Annotated in this window: 12 protein-coding genes; all 12 read left to right on the plus strand. The window is 39.7% G+C overall.

Annotation, left to right across the window (positions count from 1 at the left end):
• The first annotated feature begins 9 nt into the window (after positions 1-9).
• The 12 genes from rfaE1 (at position 10) to ACFOW1_RS14930 (ending at position 14,710) form a co-directional block, all read left to right on the plus strand.
• Positions 10-996 (plus strand): D-glycero-beta-D-manno-heptose-7-phosphate kinase, encoded by a 987-nt coding sequence (rfaE1, locus tag ACFOW1_RS14875; RefSeq protein WP_379015360.1) that lies wholly within the window; start codon positions 10-12, stop codon positions 994-996.
• Positions 989-2,014 (plus strand): ADP-glyceromanno-heptose 6-epimerase, encoded by a 1,026-nt coding sequence (gene rfaD, locus ACFOW1_RS14880; protein WP_379015361.1) that lies wholly within the window; start codon positions 989-991, stop codon positions 2,012-2,014. The genes rfaE1 and rfaD overlap by 8 nt, the downstream gene beginning before the upstream one ends.
• 16 nt (positions 2,015-2,030) lie before the next feature.
• Complete coding sequence (locus ACFOW1_RS14885; protein WP_379015362.1) at positions 2,031-2,594, plus strand: D-sedoheptulose 7-phosphate isomerase; 564 nt, start codon at positions 2,031-2,033, stop codon at positions 2,592-2,594.
• Between the two features lie 24 nt (positions 2,595-2,618).
• Positions 2,619-3,683 carry a glycosyltransferase family 9 protein gene (locus tag ACFOW1_RS14890; protein WP_379015364.1) on the plus strand — a complete coding sequence of 355 codons (1,065 nt, stop codon included), beginning with the start codon at positions 2,619-2,621 and terminating at the stop codon, positions 3,681-3,683.
• Between the two features lie 9 nt (positions 3,684-3,692).
• Positions 3,693-4,880: a glycosyltransferase gene (locus tag ACFOW1_RS14895; protein ID WP_379015366.1), complete on the plus strand. Its 1,188-nt coding sequence runs from the start codon at positions 3,693-3,695 to the stop codon at positions 4,878-4,880.
• Between the two features lie 1,377 nt (positions 4,881-6,257).
• A complete protein-coding gene (locus ACFOW1_RS14900; protein WP_379015367.1) occupies positions 6,258-6,800 on the plus strand; it encodes a WcaF family extracellular polysaccharide biosynthesis acetyltransferase in 543 nt (180 codons plus the stop codon).
• A gap of 3 nt (positions 6,801-6,803) precedes the next feature.
• Positions 6,804-7,652, plus strand: a complete 849-nt coding sequence (locus ACFOW1_RS14905) for a glycosyltransferase family 2 protein (RefSeq protein ID WP_379015368.1) — start codon at positions 6,804-6,806, stop codon at positions 7,650-7,652.
• 1 nt (position 7,653) lies between these two features.
• Entirely contained in the window at positions 7,654-8,901 is a 1,248-nt protein-coding gene (locus ACFOW1_RS14910; RefSeq protein WP_379015370.1) for a WcaI family glycosyltransferase, read from the plus strand.
• A gap of 1,497 nt (positions 8,902-10,398) precedes the next feature.
• Positions 10,399-10,698: a GIY-YIG nuclease family protein gene (locus ACFOW1_RS14915; protein ID WP_379015371.1), complete on the plus strand. Its 300-nt coding sequence runs from the start codon at positions 10,399-10,401 to the stop codon at positions 10,696-10,698.
• Between the two features lie 527 nt (positions 10,699-11,225).
• The gene (locus ACFOW1_RS14920; protein ID WP_379015373.1) at positions 11,226-12,527 is read left to right on the plus strand and encodes a UDP-glucose dehydrogenase family protein; all 1,302 of its coding nucleotides are present in this window, start codon (positions 11,226-11,228) and stop codon (positions 12,525-12,527) included.
• 134 nt (positions 12,528-12,661) lie between these two features.
• Positions 12,662-13,690: a UDP-glucuronic acid decarboxylase family protein gene (locus ACFOW1_RS14925; RefSeq protein ID WP_379015374.1), complete on the plus strand. Its 1,029-nt coding sequence runs from the start codon at positions 12,662-12,664 to the stop codon at positions 13,688-13,690.
• A gap of 282 nt (positions 13,691-13,972) precedes the next feature.
• On the plus strand, positions 13,973-14,710 hold the full coding sequence (locus ACFOW1_RS14930) for a tyrosine-protein phosphatase (RefSeq protein WP_379015375.1): 738 nt from the start codon (positions 13,973-13,975) through the stop codon (positions 14,708-14,710).
• Positions 14,711-14,996: the final 286 nt, after the last annotated feature.

Genomic DNA, 14,996 nt, shown 5'->3' on the forward strand with positions numbered 1-14,996 from the left:
CACTTGATAATGCTACCAAAATTTGATTCTAGAATAAAGATTTTAGTGATAGGCGACATTATGGTTGATCATTATGTTTATGGCGACTGCAATCGAATTTCTCCTGAAGCGCCGGTACCTGTTGTAGAATTTAAAAGCGAACAATTTACTTTAGGTGGTGCAGGTAATGTTTTAAAGAATATTATGGCGTTTGGCGCTAGTGTGGACATAATAAGTGTAGTTGGCAATGATAGTAATGCAGTCATTGTGTTTGATGAGCTAATCAATATGGGAATTTCTACTTCTGGTATTGTGAAAGATCCAAATCGATGTACTACTATTAAATCGCGGATATTATCCATCAATCATCAACTAATAAGGTTAGATAAAGAAAACATTAAGCCAATTGATAATAGTATTGTACAGAGAATTATAAATATGCTAGAATCTACTATTCATCAATATTCTATTGTTTTATTGTCTGACTACAATAAAGGGCTATTGTCTGAAACACTTTTAGAAAAATTGCTTAAATTATGCCATGCTGCTAAAGTGCCAACTTTATTGGATCCTAAAGGGTTGGATTTTAAAAAATATGAAGGTATCTCATTAATAAAACCAAATAAAAAGGAAGCGACACTAGCTACAGGTATTACGATAGACTCACAGGAAAGCTTAAAGCAGGCATGTTTTAAAATTCAGGCAATTACAAATTGTAAGGAGGTTATTATAACAATGTCGGAAGAAGGGATGGCATATTACACCGAAGGCATTTTAGAATTAATACCAACTAAAGCTCTCGACGTAATTGATGTCACTGGTGCTGGTGATACAGTACTAGCAGCTTTGGGGTTGTCCTTAGCTAATAATAGTACCTTGAAAGAAGCTTGCGAATTTGCAAATCAGGCTGCAGCCATAGTAGTGAGCAAAGTTGGAAGTGCTACTGCAAGTTTGAAAGAAATAGAAGAAAGGTTCTCGATACAAATAAGTAAATTTAAGGTCAATACTAATGAATAAAAATGCAGCAATTATTATCACAGGTGCAGCTGGCTTCATAGGCTCTTGCATGGTGAAATTTTTAAATGTAAATGGTTATAATAATCTTGTTTTGGTAGATGCTTTTGGGATAGGAAAAAAGCGACAAAACTGGGTATCTAAAAAGTATGTATTGCTATTAGAGAGAGATATTTTTTTTGACTGGTTGGATAAAAATAACCCAACTATTGACCTTATAATACATTTGGGTGCTCGAACAGATACCACTGAATTTGATTATTCAATTCATGAAGCACTTAATGTTATTTACTCCCAAAAAATTTGGAAGTTTAGTGTTAAAAATCAGATTCCATTAATCTATGCTTCTTCCGCTGCTACTTATGGTAATGGCGAGCATGGTTATAACGATAACCATAGCGTACCATTTGCACTAAAACCTTTAAATCCTTATGGTGTAAGTAAAAATGAGTTTGATAAATGGGCTATCAATCAAAATGATGCACCACCGTTTTGGGCTGGTCTCAAATTTTTTAATATTTATGGTCCGAATGAATATCATAAGGCACGGATGGCTAGTGTTATATGGCATTCTTTCAATCAAATTAAAGCTAATGGTTTAGTGAAATTATTCAAAAGTCACAACCCTAATTACAAAGATGGGCAGCAATTACGTGACTTTGTATATGTAAAAGACTTGGTGAAAGTGATTTTATGGATGGCAGAAACAGGCTTTCAAAATAGCCAATTTTCTTCTAGTAGTAAATCTGAATTTAAACTTAATTCTGGCATATACAATCTAGGTACAGGACAAGCGCGTAGTTTTTTAGACTTAGCTGTGGCTACTTTTAGGGGATTAGACTTAGACCCAAGGATTAAGTTTGTAGATATGCCTATTGACTTAAGGGATAAATACCAATATTTTACCGAAGCCAATATGGCGAAACTAACTGAAGCTGGCTACACAATACCATTTTACTCGTTAGAAGAAGGCGTAGATGATTACGTGAGACATTACCTAGCTACAGGTAAATTTTATTAGCATTATATTATATTTTATGGAGGATCTTGTTAAGAATTTGTTTGAAGAACATATTTCTGTGGCGGAGTTATCGGCAATTTCACTAATTACAAAAATTAATGAGGCTTGCTTACTAATTGTAGATTGCATTGCTAAAGGCAATAAAGTGTTACTTTTCGGTAATGGGGGAAGTGCTGGCGACGCACAGCATATAGCCGCTGAATTTACTGGTCGATTTGTAAAAGAAAGAATAGCATTGCCTGCCGTCGCCTTGACAACTGATACCTCTGCATTAACCGCAATCGGTAATGATTATGGTTATGATAGAGTCTTTGAACGGCAAGTAGAAGCATTAGCAAAAGCTGGTGATGTTTTAATTGGGATATCTACTAGTGGTAATAGTGCCAATGTATTAAGAGCTTTTGATGCTGGTAGAAAAATAGGTTGTATTAATGTCGGACTATCTGGTAGAGAGGGAGGCGATATGAATAAAGTTTGCGAAGTGAATATTGTAGTACCGTCTCAAATAACCGCAAGAATACAAGAAATGCATATCTTAATTGGTCATATTATCTGTACAGCAATAGATAATAACAATTAGTATTTATTCTTAAGTAATAACAATATGGCATCAGATACAATAATGATTTATAGAATTGGTAGTTTAGGCGATACGTTAATGGCATTACCTGCTTTTAATAGAATTCGTGAATTATTTCCTTCAGAAAAAATTGTATTACTGTCAAATAAACCTGTTGTTTCCAAAGCAGCTGCAATCGAACTCGTGCTAGGTAACCATTTCTTTTTTGATGAAATTATTAATTATCCTGTCAGTACTAGAAATGTTAAGCTTTTAATTGCATTGATATTTAAAATAAGAAGCTATAAGATAAAGCAATTATTTTACTTAACACCTTGTACTTCACGCAAACGATTTAAAAGAGATATATTGTTTTTTAAGTTAGCGGGGGTAAAATCTTTCGCAGCAATTCCTGAAATAGAAGCCGATTTTACAGTTACTAAAGATATAGATACTGGTTTATATGAATGGGAAGCAAAACGTATTGCTAGAAGATTAATACCTTCAGGAACATTTGACTTCAACGAGCAGAAATATTGGGATTTACATTTAACCAAATCCGAATTAGCTGCTGGCAATGGATATATCAAGCATTTACCTAAAAATTCCATTAATATTTGTGTATCGCCGGGAACTAAAATGCAGTCGAAAGATTGGGGCAGAGATAATTGGATGGCATTCTTAACTGCTTTATCAATAAGCTATCCTTCAGCCAACATTATTGTTTTAGGCGCCCAAGAAGAATCAGCATTAGCAGATGATTTATTAAATGGCATTACAAATTCTAAAATAAATTTATGTGGTAGAACCTCGCCAAGAGAATCTGCCGTAATTTTACAATCTGCTTCAGTTTTTATTGGACAGGATAGTGGTCCTATGCATTTAGCTGCTACTGTTGGTATTCCATGTGTTGCAATTTTTTCATCAAGAAATTTACCTATGCAATGGTTCCCTCGTGGCAATAAAAATGTAATAATTTATCATATGGTAGATTGCGCAGGATGTGATTTAGAAATTTGTATTAAACAAAAAAAGAAATGTATTCTGTCGATTACAGTTAGTGAGGTAATAAGTGCCGTTCATCATGTTTTATCAAATACAACGATTTAATTAATTCATTTGAAACTACTTTCAGTTATAGTCAGTATGGATCCTGCAAGTGGCGGCCCTGCTCAAGGAATCCGTAATAATGTCCCATTCTGGAAGCAGCAAGGGATTGTTCCCAGTATTTTGAGTTTTGATGCACCCAATGCGTTTTTTTTAGAAAAGGACTTAGGGATAGGTATTGGCCCAGTTAAAAATCCTTGGGCTTATGTGCCAAATGGCATGCATTGGTTTTTAAGTCATTTGGAGGATTATGATGTAGTATTAATACATGGCTTATGGTTATATAATGGTTATGCTGTTACAAAAGCAATAAAGCAATTGAAACGTTTGGGTAAACAAACACCCAAAGTATTTGTGATGCCCCATGGGATGTTAGATCCTTATTTTCAAAAAGCACCTGAACGAAGGTTAAAAGCGTTAAGAAATGTGATTTACTGGCATTTGATTGAAAAAGAAGTGATTAATAGCGTCGACGGGGTATTGTTTACCTGCGAAGAAGAAATGCAATTGGCTGCCACTACATTTGGCGGCTATCAACCTAAAGCCACTTACAATGTAGGCTATGGTATTATACCGCCGCCACTGTTTTCAGACGAGCAGAAAGCCGCATTTTATGACAAGTGTCCTGCGATTATCAATAGGCCTTATTTTTTATTTCTAAGTCGCATACATCCAAAAAAAGGGGTAGATATGTTATTGACAGCCTACGCATCGCTTGTAGATGACAGTACAAAACGAGGCGAGCTAGTACCAGATTTGGTAATTGCTGGGCCGGGTATGGATACCGAGTATGGGGAAGAACTAAAAAACTTAGAAGCCCAATATCCGCAATTAGCAGATAAAGTGCATTATCCAGGGATGCTTCAAGGCGCGGCAAAATGGGGGGCTTTGTATGGGGCAGCATTATTTGTTTTGCCAAGTCACCAAGAGAATTTTGGGATTGCCATTGTAGAAGCCATGGCTTGTAATACCCCAGTGCTGATTACCAAGCGGGTAAATATCTGGCAAGAAATAGCGCAAGGCAAAGGCGGCATTATAACAGAAGACAATATCCCATCCTTAATAGATGGGTTTAAGCAATGGATGGGTATGAACCAAGAAGCGCAACAGCTAATGGGTGCAAAAGCCTATACCACTTTCTATTCCCATTTTACGGCGGAAGCAACGAGCAAGAAATTTACAGAAGTGATTAGTAGGTAGGTGGGCGCTTCGCTTGGATGTTTTACCACATAGACACATAGTCACATAGGATGGGAGGAATTTAAGAAAGTTGTATGCTCTGAAGTCGATAGTCTACAAATGATAGAGAAGCAAGAACAGATGGCGACGTGCTTCGCAATGATGGTGGCGCTTCGCTTGGATGTTTTACCACATAGACACATAAGCACATAGGATGAAGGGGAATTTAAGAAAGTTGTATGCTTTGAAGTCGATAGTCTACAGTCCATAGACAATAGAAAAGCAAGAAAAGAAGGCGATGTGCCTCGCAATGACGGTGACGCTTCGCTTGGATGTTTTACCACATAGACACAAAGACACATAGGATGTAGGGGGATTTAAGAAAAGTGTATGCTTTGAAGTGGACAGTCAATAGACGATAGAGATGCAAAAACAGATGGCGATGTGCCTCGAAATGATGGTGGCGCTTCGCTTGGATATTTCACCACATAGACACAAAGACACATAGGATGTAGGGGAATTTAAGAAAGGTGTATGCTTTGAAGTCCATGGTCGACAGTCCATAGACGATAGAAAAGCCAGAACAGATGGCGATATTCATCGCAATAACGGTGCGCTTCGCTTGGATATTTACCACATAGACACAAAGGCACATAGGCTGAAGCGGAATTTAAGAAAGGAGTATGCTTTGAAGTCGATAGTCGATAGCAAAGCGAAAACAGATTGCTTCGTGCCTCGCAATGACGTTAAGTAAAATCGAGAACTTAAGAGTGCTTACCACTAAGTCAGAAGTTTAAATAAACCGCTTTCCTTAAGTGTAAAAAGAGAAAAATGAAATTAAACTAATTAGTATTCTCGAATAGAAGGCGCGTAGGCGGACAAATCGAAGATTCACGAACACGAAAGTCAAGCTAAAGAAAGTTCGTAAACGGCGGGATGCTTCGTGTTTGCCTAGACCTTTTTCTTTCTTTTTGTGGCAATGAAATGCTCTGCATTCACGAACACCATTAAAACAAAAAAGGAAACGTGAGCTACAAAAAGAAAAAAGTTTACCAAATAGGGTTCTCAAAAAACAATTAACCATCCCGATTAGATGCCGTTAAATCAAGAATAAAGGAAGCATAAATGCTTCACAAAGTGAATTACCAAAAGCAAACATCAAAAAGCCACTGGGGCAAGACAGATGGCGACCTGCCTTGCAAAAAAGGTAGCGTCTAGCTTGAATTGTTCACCAAATAGACACAAAGCCACATAGGAAACCATTTCAATTCCCTAAAAGATGCAATTTAGGATGGTGAATTTTAGAGCGGTTTACTATCGACTGACGACTGTGGTCTATGGTCTGGTATTAAAATCAGAAGGCGACGTTCACCCCAATGACATTAATTTAAATCATTCATGCATAACCAAGATACTTATACAGGGGCTTCCTTTTCTTTAGCTGATCGCTTAAAGCGACTGGTGTGGGGAATGGTTTACTTGGTATGCTTTAAATATAGTCCCCGGCCTTTACATGCTTGGCGTTCTTTTTTGTTGCGCTTGTTTGGTGCTAAGATTGGTAAAGGGGTGCATGTATATCCGAAAGTGGCTATTTGGGCGCCTTGGAATTTGGTGATTGGGGATGAAACTGGCATAGCAAACGGCGTGACCTTGTATTCGCAAGGGATAATCACCTTAGGTAAACGTGTGGTGATTTCGCAAGGGGCGCATTTATGTGCAGGGACGCATGATTTTACCAAAAAAGGGTTTCCGCTAATTACCAAACCTATTACCATTGGCGACCATGTTTGGATAGCTGCTGAAAGTTTTATACACCCTGGCGTTACGATACAAGAAGGGGCGGTTATTGGTGCCAGATCGGTGGTCGTGAAAGACATCCCTGCTTGGATGGTTTGTGCTGGCAATCCCTGCAAGCCTTTAAAAACAAGAATCTTAGAATAAATAATGCAAGCACCTTTAGACTTAACGATAGCCATACCTGTTAAAAACGAAGCCCGCAATCTGCCAGGCTGTATTGCTGCCATAGGTACTGATTTGGCCCAACAAATAGTGATTATCGATTCGGGCAGTACGGATGGTACAAAATCCATTGCTGCTGCGAATGGTATAGCACTGATAGATTTCGAATGGGATGGTCATTTCCCCAAAAAAAGAAACTGGTATTTGCGTCACCATACACCTACTACCAAATGGGTATTATTCTTGGATGCAGATGAGTATCTCACACAAGAATTTAAAACGGTATTGCGAGCAGCACTAACAGGCGACGACAGCATAGATGGTTATTGGCTGAATTACACCATCTTTTTTATGGGTAAAAACTTAAAAGGGGGTTATCCCTTAAAAAAATTGGCCTTGTTTAAAGTAGGTAAGGGTGAATATGAGCGCATAGATGAAGATCGTTGGAGCAAACTAGACATGGAAATCCATGAACACCCCATTATTGATGGAAAAATAGGGGAAATCAAAAGCAAAATTGACCATCAAGATTTTAGAGGCATTGCCCACTATATTACCAAACACAACGAATATGCTGCTTGGGAAGCTGCTAGATATATGAAAGCCAATGCCGACAGCGCTGCAAAACAAAACTGGACTTGGAAACAACAACTGAAATACAGAATGATGGCATCAGTTTGGATTGGGCCCATCTATTTTATAGGTAGTTTTATACTACTTGGTGGTTTTAGAGATGGCAAACGAGGCCTCGCTTTTAGCATGCTAAAAATGGCTTATTTTAATCAAATCTACATTGCGATAAAAGAGGCGCAACATCAGACAAGTTTACCTTAGAATGACAGCTAAAAAAATCCTCCTCATATCCTATAATTACGCACCTGAACTCACGGGCATTGGGAAATACAATGCTGAATTGTGTGAGTATTTGGCGAGTGTGGGTCACCAAGTAACGGTTATCACGGCTTATCCGTATTATCCCAATTGGCAAGTGTTGGAAGGCTATCAAAATAGATGGTACCAAAAAGAATGCTTAAATGAGGTAGAACTCATTCGTTGTCCCTTCTATATTCCTAAGCATCCTACAGGGCTAAAACGGATATTACAAGATAGTAGTTTTTATATTAGCTCGTTGGTGGTGGTGCTTTGGCAAATCATCTGTGATAAGCGCTATGATATCGTGATTACCCCCTCGCCGAGCTTTTTGTGTGGCTTCCATGGCTTATTCCTAACATCTTGGCGGCGGTTGACCAAATTTGTGTACCACATACAAGATTTACAAATAGATGCGGCCATTGACTTACAAATGATTAAGCAAGCTTGGTTGCAGCAAATATTGATAGGCATTGAGCGGTATATCTTAAACCATGCTACGCGGGTATCTACTATTTCTACGGGCATGCAGCAGAAAATATTGGCAAAAAAAACAAAGCTCACTGATGTGTTGCTCTTCCCTAATTGGGTAGATAATACACGGATATTTAAAACACTGGTTGATACTTCTATCATTGCGGGTTTGGGCATCCCCTTAGATAAAAAACTGTTTTTTTATTCGGGTGCTATTGGCGAAAAGCAAGGTTTAGAGATGATTTTGAATATTGCGCCTAGTATGGCGCATCGTTCGCCCGAAGTGGTGTTTGTGATTTCTGGTACCGGTCCTTATCGGGAGAAATTACAACAGGCAGTGATAGATGCCGCTATCCCGAATATCTTATTTATCGATTTGCAACCCATACCCATTTTTAACCAATTGCTCAATCATGCTTATGGTCACTTGGTGATACAAAAAGAAAGTGCAGGCGATTTATTATTGCCATCCAAACTAACGAATATCTTAGCAGTAGGTGGTCTCAGTATTGTAACAGCGGTAAAAGGTACCACACTGTACGATGTCATCGACGCCCATCAAATGGGGATATTGGTACCCCCAGAAAATGCAGCGGCTTTTGAAGCAGCGATTGTGGCTTGCGCCAATGGTAGCGATGGGATGGCAGAATCACTATCCAAAAATGCAGCAGCTTATGCCGCGCAGTATTTAGATAAAGCAAGGATTATAGATGGGTTTATGGCGCAGATAGCTTCCTAAAGCTCCGAAGCGGGAATTCACCACATAGACACAAAGGCACAAAGGATAGAGAGGAATTTAAGAAAGGTGTATGCTTTGAAGTCGATAGTAGACAGTCCATAGACGATAGAAAAGCAAGAACAGATGGCGACTTGCTTCGCAATAACGGTGGCACTTCGCTTAGATTTTTTACCACATAGACACAAAGGCACATAGGATGGAAGGGAATTTAAGAAAGGTATATGTTTTGAAGTCGATAGTCGACAGTCCATAGACGATAGAAAAGCGGGAACAGAAGGCGTCGTGCCTCGCAATAACAATAACTGAACATAAAAAATAATCGGAATTAAACAGCTTTGCTATTAATTACAAATCTCGCATAGAAGGCGCGCTGGCAAGGACAAATCGAAGAACGAGATTCACGAACACGAAAATCAAGCTAATGAAAGTTCGTAAACGGGCGGAGCCATCGGGTTGTCCTAGCCTTTTTTCTTTCTTTTTGTGGCAATGAAATGCTCTGCATTCACGAACACCATTAAAACAATAAAAGAAACGTGAGCTACAAAAAGAAAAAAGCTAACCAAATAAGGTTCTTAAAAAAAATTAACCATCCCGACTAGATGCCATTAAATCAAGAATAAAGGAATCATAAATGTTTCACAGAAAGAAGTACCCAAATTAAACATTAACAAGCTAATTGAGACATATAGATTGCTTCGTGCCTCGCAATGACGTTAAGTAAAATCAAGAACTTAAGAGTGTTATTTCCTAGATGTAAAGCCCTTTATAAGTCCAAGTACAGCAAAGCACTATCGCCGATAGTAAGCTTCTTCGCTATAGCGGTATACCTGTTTTTGCCCGCTTGGCTATGGAGCCTTGACTTTTTGGCTCCACCTTTTGTGTTAAGACAAATGCTTTGCATTCACGAATGCCAATAAAAATAGAAGTAACATGAGCTAAAAGGTGGAAAAGCTTACCAAATACAGTTATCAGACACCAAATAATCATCTCGAATTGATAATACAATAACAAGACCCAAAGAATTTGGAATGCATTACAAAATGAATTACCAAAATTGTCAAAAAAAAGCTACTGGCAACAAAAAGATTGCTTTGTGCCTCACAAAAACAGTGGCGCTTAGCTTAAATTTTTTAACACATAGCCACAAAGCCACATAGTATCAAGAAAAATTTAAGAATGCTGTATTTTAGAGCGTTCTAACCATCGACCAACGACTGTGGTCTCTGGACTGGTTTCAAGAACAGATGACGACCTGCCTCGCAATGACGGTGGCTGGGCGACAGGAGGAGGGCAGATTGCTTCATTCTTCGCAATGACGGGGAAAGCAAATTGCTTCGTGCCTCGCAATGACGGGGAGCCCAGCTGCAATTACTTGTAAGAAGATAGCACTATTAAGGTCTTCATTTTAGTTAACGTCATTGCGAGGCACGAAGCAATCTCTTTATCCTAAGCGGCTTTTCAGTAGGCATTATAGAATGACACACTTTTTGGATAATCATGGAAAGAGGAGGATGTATTTATATTATGTCTAGTAACAATAACAGTACTTTATATGTTGGTGTTACCAGTCAATTACGTCAAAGGGTATTAGCGCATAAAACAAAAAAATATCCAAATAGCTTTACAGCAAAATATCATTGTGTGAAATTGGTGTACTACCAAGGTTTTTATAGTATAGAAGAAGCCATTGCTGCAGAGAAGCGAATAAAAGCAGGTAGTAGACAGCAAAAAGAAGCATTGATCAATAGTTGCAATCTTACTTGGCGTGATTTGTGGGAGGACATTTGTGAATGGTAAGTAATGGCAGGTGGCGACGTTCCTCGAAATGAGGGTGTGGCTGGGCAACAAGGGAGAGCAGATGGCTTCGTGCCTCGCAATGACGGGGAGAGCAGATTGCTTCGTGCCTCGCAATGACGGAGGCTTTGCTGCAGAAGGAGAGCAGATAACGACCTGCCTCGCAATGACGGAGGCTGCAGATTGCTTCATTCTTCGCAATGACGGGGAGAGCAGATAACGACCTGCCTCGCAATGACGGGGAGGGTAGATTGCTTCGTGCCTCGCAATGACGGGGAGGGTAGATTGCTTCGTGCCTCGCAATGACGGGGAGAGCAGATTGCTTCGTGCCTCGCAATGACGGGGAGGGTAGATTGCTTCGTGCCTCGCAATGACGGGGAGGGTAGATTGCTTCGTGCCTCGCAATGACGGGGAGAGCAGATTGCTTCGTGCCTCGCAATGACGGAGGCTTCAAACAACCAATATTTTTCACAAGTTACTTCGGTGTTCTCGCAGTGAGAATTGGAAGTGGCTACTAAATATAGACATATATGAAAATCGCAGTGGTAGGTACAGGCTATGTAGGCCTCGTTTCGGGTACTTGTTTCGCAGAAACAGGTAATAAAGTAACTTGTATAGACATTGACCAAAGCAAGGTAGACAAACTATCGAGTGGGCAGATTACCATTTATGAGCCTGGGTTGGAGAAGATATTTTTACGAAATTTAAATGAAAAGCGCTTAACCTTTACCACGTCTTTAGCGGAAGGGGTGAAAGATGCGGCCATTATTTTTCTAGCATTACCTACCCCGCCCGGGGCTGACGGTAGCGCCGATTTAAAATATGTACTAGGGGTGGCGCATGATTTGGGCAAGATCATGACCGATTACAAAGTGATTGTTGATAAAAGTACTGTGCCTGTGGGTACGGCTGAGAAAGTACATGCAGCCATTGCTGCTAACTATACAGGGGAATTTGATGTGGTGAGTAATCCTGAGTTTTTACGCGAGGGGGTAGCCGTAGAAGATTTTATGAAGCCCGACAGGGTGGTGATCGGCGTACAAAGCGAGCGAGCAAGACAAGTCATGGCCGAACTCTATGCGCCTTATGTGCGCCAAGGCAATCCAGTGATTTTTATGGATGAAAAAAGTGCGGAACTGACCAAATATGCGGCCAATTCATTTTTGGCTACTAAAATTTCATTTATGAATGAAATTGCCCAATTGTGTGAACGTTTGGGTGCGGATGTAGACATGGTGCGCAGGGGTATTGGTAGCGATGATAGAATTGGTAAGCGCTTTTTATTCCCCGGCATTGGCTATGGTGGTAGCTGTTTTCCCAAAGATGTACAGGCTTTAATCAAGTCGTCGGAAGAAGTGGGCTACAATTTTCAAATATTAAAAGCGGTAGAGGCAGTAAACGAGGCACAGAAATTGCACCTGATACCGAAAATTTCAGCATATTTTAATCATGACATTAAAGGGAAACACTTTGCTTTGTGGGGGCTAGCGTTTAAACCGAATACCGACGATATACGCGAAGCACCTGCATTATACCTGATAGAAGCACTAGTAGCTGCTGGCGCTACCGTAACAGCGTACGACCCCGAAGCGATGCCAAATGTAAAAGCCGTGGTGGGCAATAAAATTGGCTTTGCAGATAGTCAATATCCCTGCTTAGACAATGCCGACGCATTGATTATTGCCACCGAATGGTCAGAATTTAGAACACCAGATTTTGACATTATATCTGAAAAACTCAACCACAAAGTTGTTTTTGATGGTAGAAACTTGTTTGATAAGCACCAAATGAAACAATTAGGGTACTACTACGAAAGTATTGGTAGACCTTAAATTGATAAACCCTAAGCGCTTTAACAACTGTGACAGTCCAAGACGCATGAGAGTAAATCTTAGCGTCAGGGAAAGCGTCACAAAGGATAGATAATTAGACAAGAGCTTATATATCAATTCCTAAAAAATATAACATGACTGCAGAAAAAACGAACCATTTTACCAACGCTTCTACCAGGGCGGATAACAACCTAACAAAAAAGCGGGTACTCGTTACGGGTGCCGCTGGATTTTTAGGCTCGCATTTGTGCGACAAATTTATTAATGAAGGTTACCATGTGATAGGCATGGACAACCTCATTACGGGTGATTTAAAGAATATTGAACATTTATTCCCATTGCCCAACTTTGAGTTTTATCACCACGATGTATCTAAATTTATCCATATTCCGGGCGAATTAGATTATATCCTACATTTTGCCTCACCCGCAAGTCCTATCGATTATTTAAAAATACCGATTCAAACCTTAAAAGTAGGGTCTTTGGGTACCCACAATTGTTTAGGCTTGGCGAAAGCCAAAAATGCCAGAATCATCATTGCGTCTACCAGCGAAATTTATGGTGATCCCTTGGTACATCCACAAACAGAAGAATATTGGGGTAATGTAAATCCAATAGGGCCAAGAGGGGTATATGATGAAGCGAAACGCTTTCAGGAAGCGATTACCATGGCTTACCATACTTTTCATGGCGTAGAAACCAGAATCGTCCGCATCTTTAATACCTATGGGCCTAAAATGCGCTTGAATGATGGTAGAGCTTTGCCTGCATTTATTGGGCAAGCTTTGCGTGGTGAAGACTTAACGGTTTTTGGCGATGGTAGTCAAACCAGGTCTTTTTGCTATGTAGACGATTTGGTAGACGGTATTTACCGCTTATTATTAAGCGATTATGCTTTTCCAGTAAATATTGGCAATCCAGATGAAATCTCTTTGCTAGATTTTGCTAAAGAAATTTTGACATTGACAGATGCAACAGTAAAAATTGCGTACAAGCCGCTGCCAAAAGATGATCCAAAGCAACGTCAGCCAGATATTAGCAAGGCAAAAGAAATTTTGGGCTGGTCGCCAAAAGTGAACAGAGCCGAAGGCTTGAAAAAAACCTACGAGTATTTTAAAGGTTTACCGAAAGAGGAACTATTTAAATTACCGAAAGAGTTTTAAGGTTTTTCACCACATAGGCACAAAGACACAGAGGGATTTAGTTTAAGGTCATATGGCTTTCTACTTGGTAATAAATGATCGTGGAAAGCACTATTAAGGTCTTAATTTTAGTGAACGTCATTGCGAGGCACGAAGCAATCTGTTGATCCAAAGCGGCTATTCATGATGATAGTTGAAACACTTTGCATATCATTATGAATTCTGTTGTTCCTTCCAATGACGGGGTGGTCATTCCCTTTTACATTCCCGATAGCTATCGGGATCACCTTTTTACCTTTTTCTATGTTATTTTCATTTGGTAAACCGAAACCCGTAACAGCCGATTTATCGTTTTTGGCAGTAGACATGCATTCGCATTTGCTGCCGGGCATCGATGATGGTTTGCAAACCGTAGCAGATACGGTAGCCTATATGCAAGCTTTACAAGCTATGGGCTATAAAAAGTTCATTTGTACCCCCCATATTTTAAATGGGGTGCACAACAATAGCCCCGAAACCATCTTGCCCCAATTGGCGATTGTTCGGGAAGCGCTTAAACAACATGGCGTAAATGTGGAAGTGGCAGCCGCGGCTGAATACATGATTGATGATGTATTTGAACAATATATCAAAGAGGGCAAGCCCTTGCTCACTTTTGGCGACCAATACATTTTGGTAGAAATGAGTTATATGGCGGAAGCGACGAATTTGTATTCGGTGCTTTACGACCTAACAATCAAAGGTCTACAACCCATATTGGCGCATCCAGAACGCTACAATTATTTCCACAAGCAGTTTGATCAGTATTACGAGATTAAAAACAGAAACACACTGTTTCAAGTCAATATATTATCCCTATCTGGCTACTATGGTAAGCAAGTAAAACAAACCGCAGAAAGATTAATAAAAGAAAAAATGGTGGAATTTATAGGTACAGACATGCACCACGCCAACCACCTAAAAGCCACCCAAGACTATACAACAAGTGCAGAATTTTATAAGTTGACCAAAGATATCAAATTGCTGAACAATACGCTGTGATAGGTGATAGGCGAGAGATGATCCCAATAGCTATCGGGAGTGAGAGGTAAGATAAGCAAGCATTAAAATAAGTCAAAAGGCGAAAGGAGCATACATCCTTTCGCCTTTTTTATGTGCTGTCATCTATAAAGTAGGCAGCTATCTGCCCTTTTGATCCGTCCTGCCCTTTGCAGTAAAAATTCCCCTTTTGGGGGACTGAGGGGGCCTCTATGTGCCTCTGTGCCTATGTGGTGAAAAAATGCCTATGTGGTAAATTCCCTTTTAAACCCCTTTAGGGGTGCTGAGG

Origin of the sequence: Parasediminibacterium paludis, assembly GCF_042651445.1 — a bacterium.
In the GTDB taxonomy this organism is placed as follows: Bacteria; Bacteroidota; Bacteroidia; order Chitinophagales; family Chitinophagaceae; genus Parasediminibacterium; species Parasediminibacterium paludis.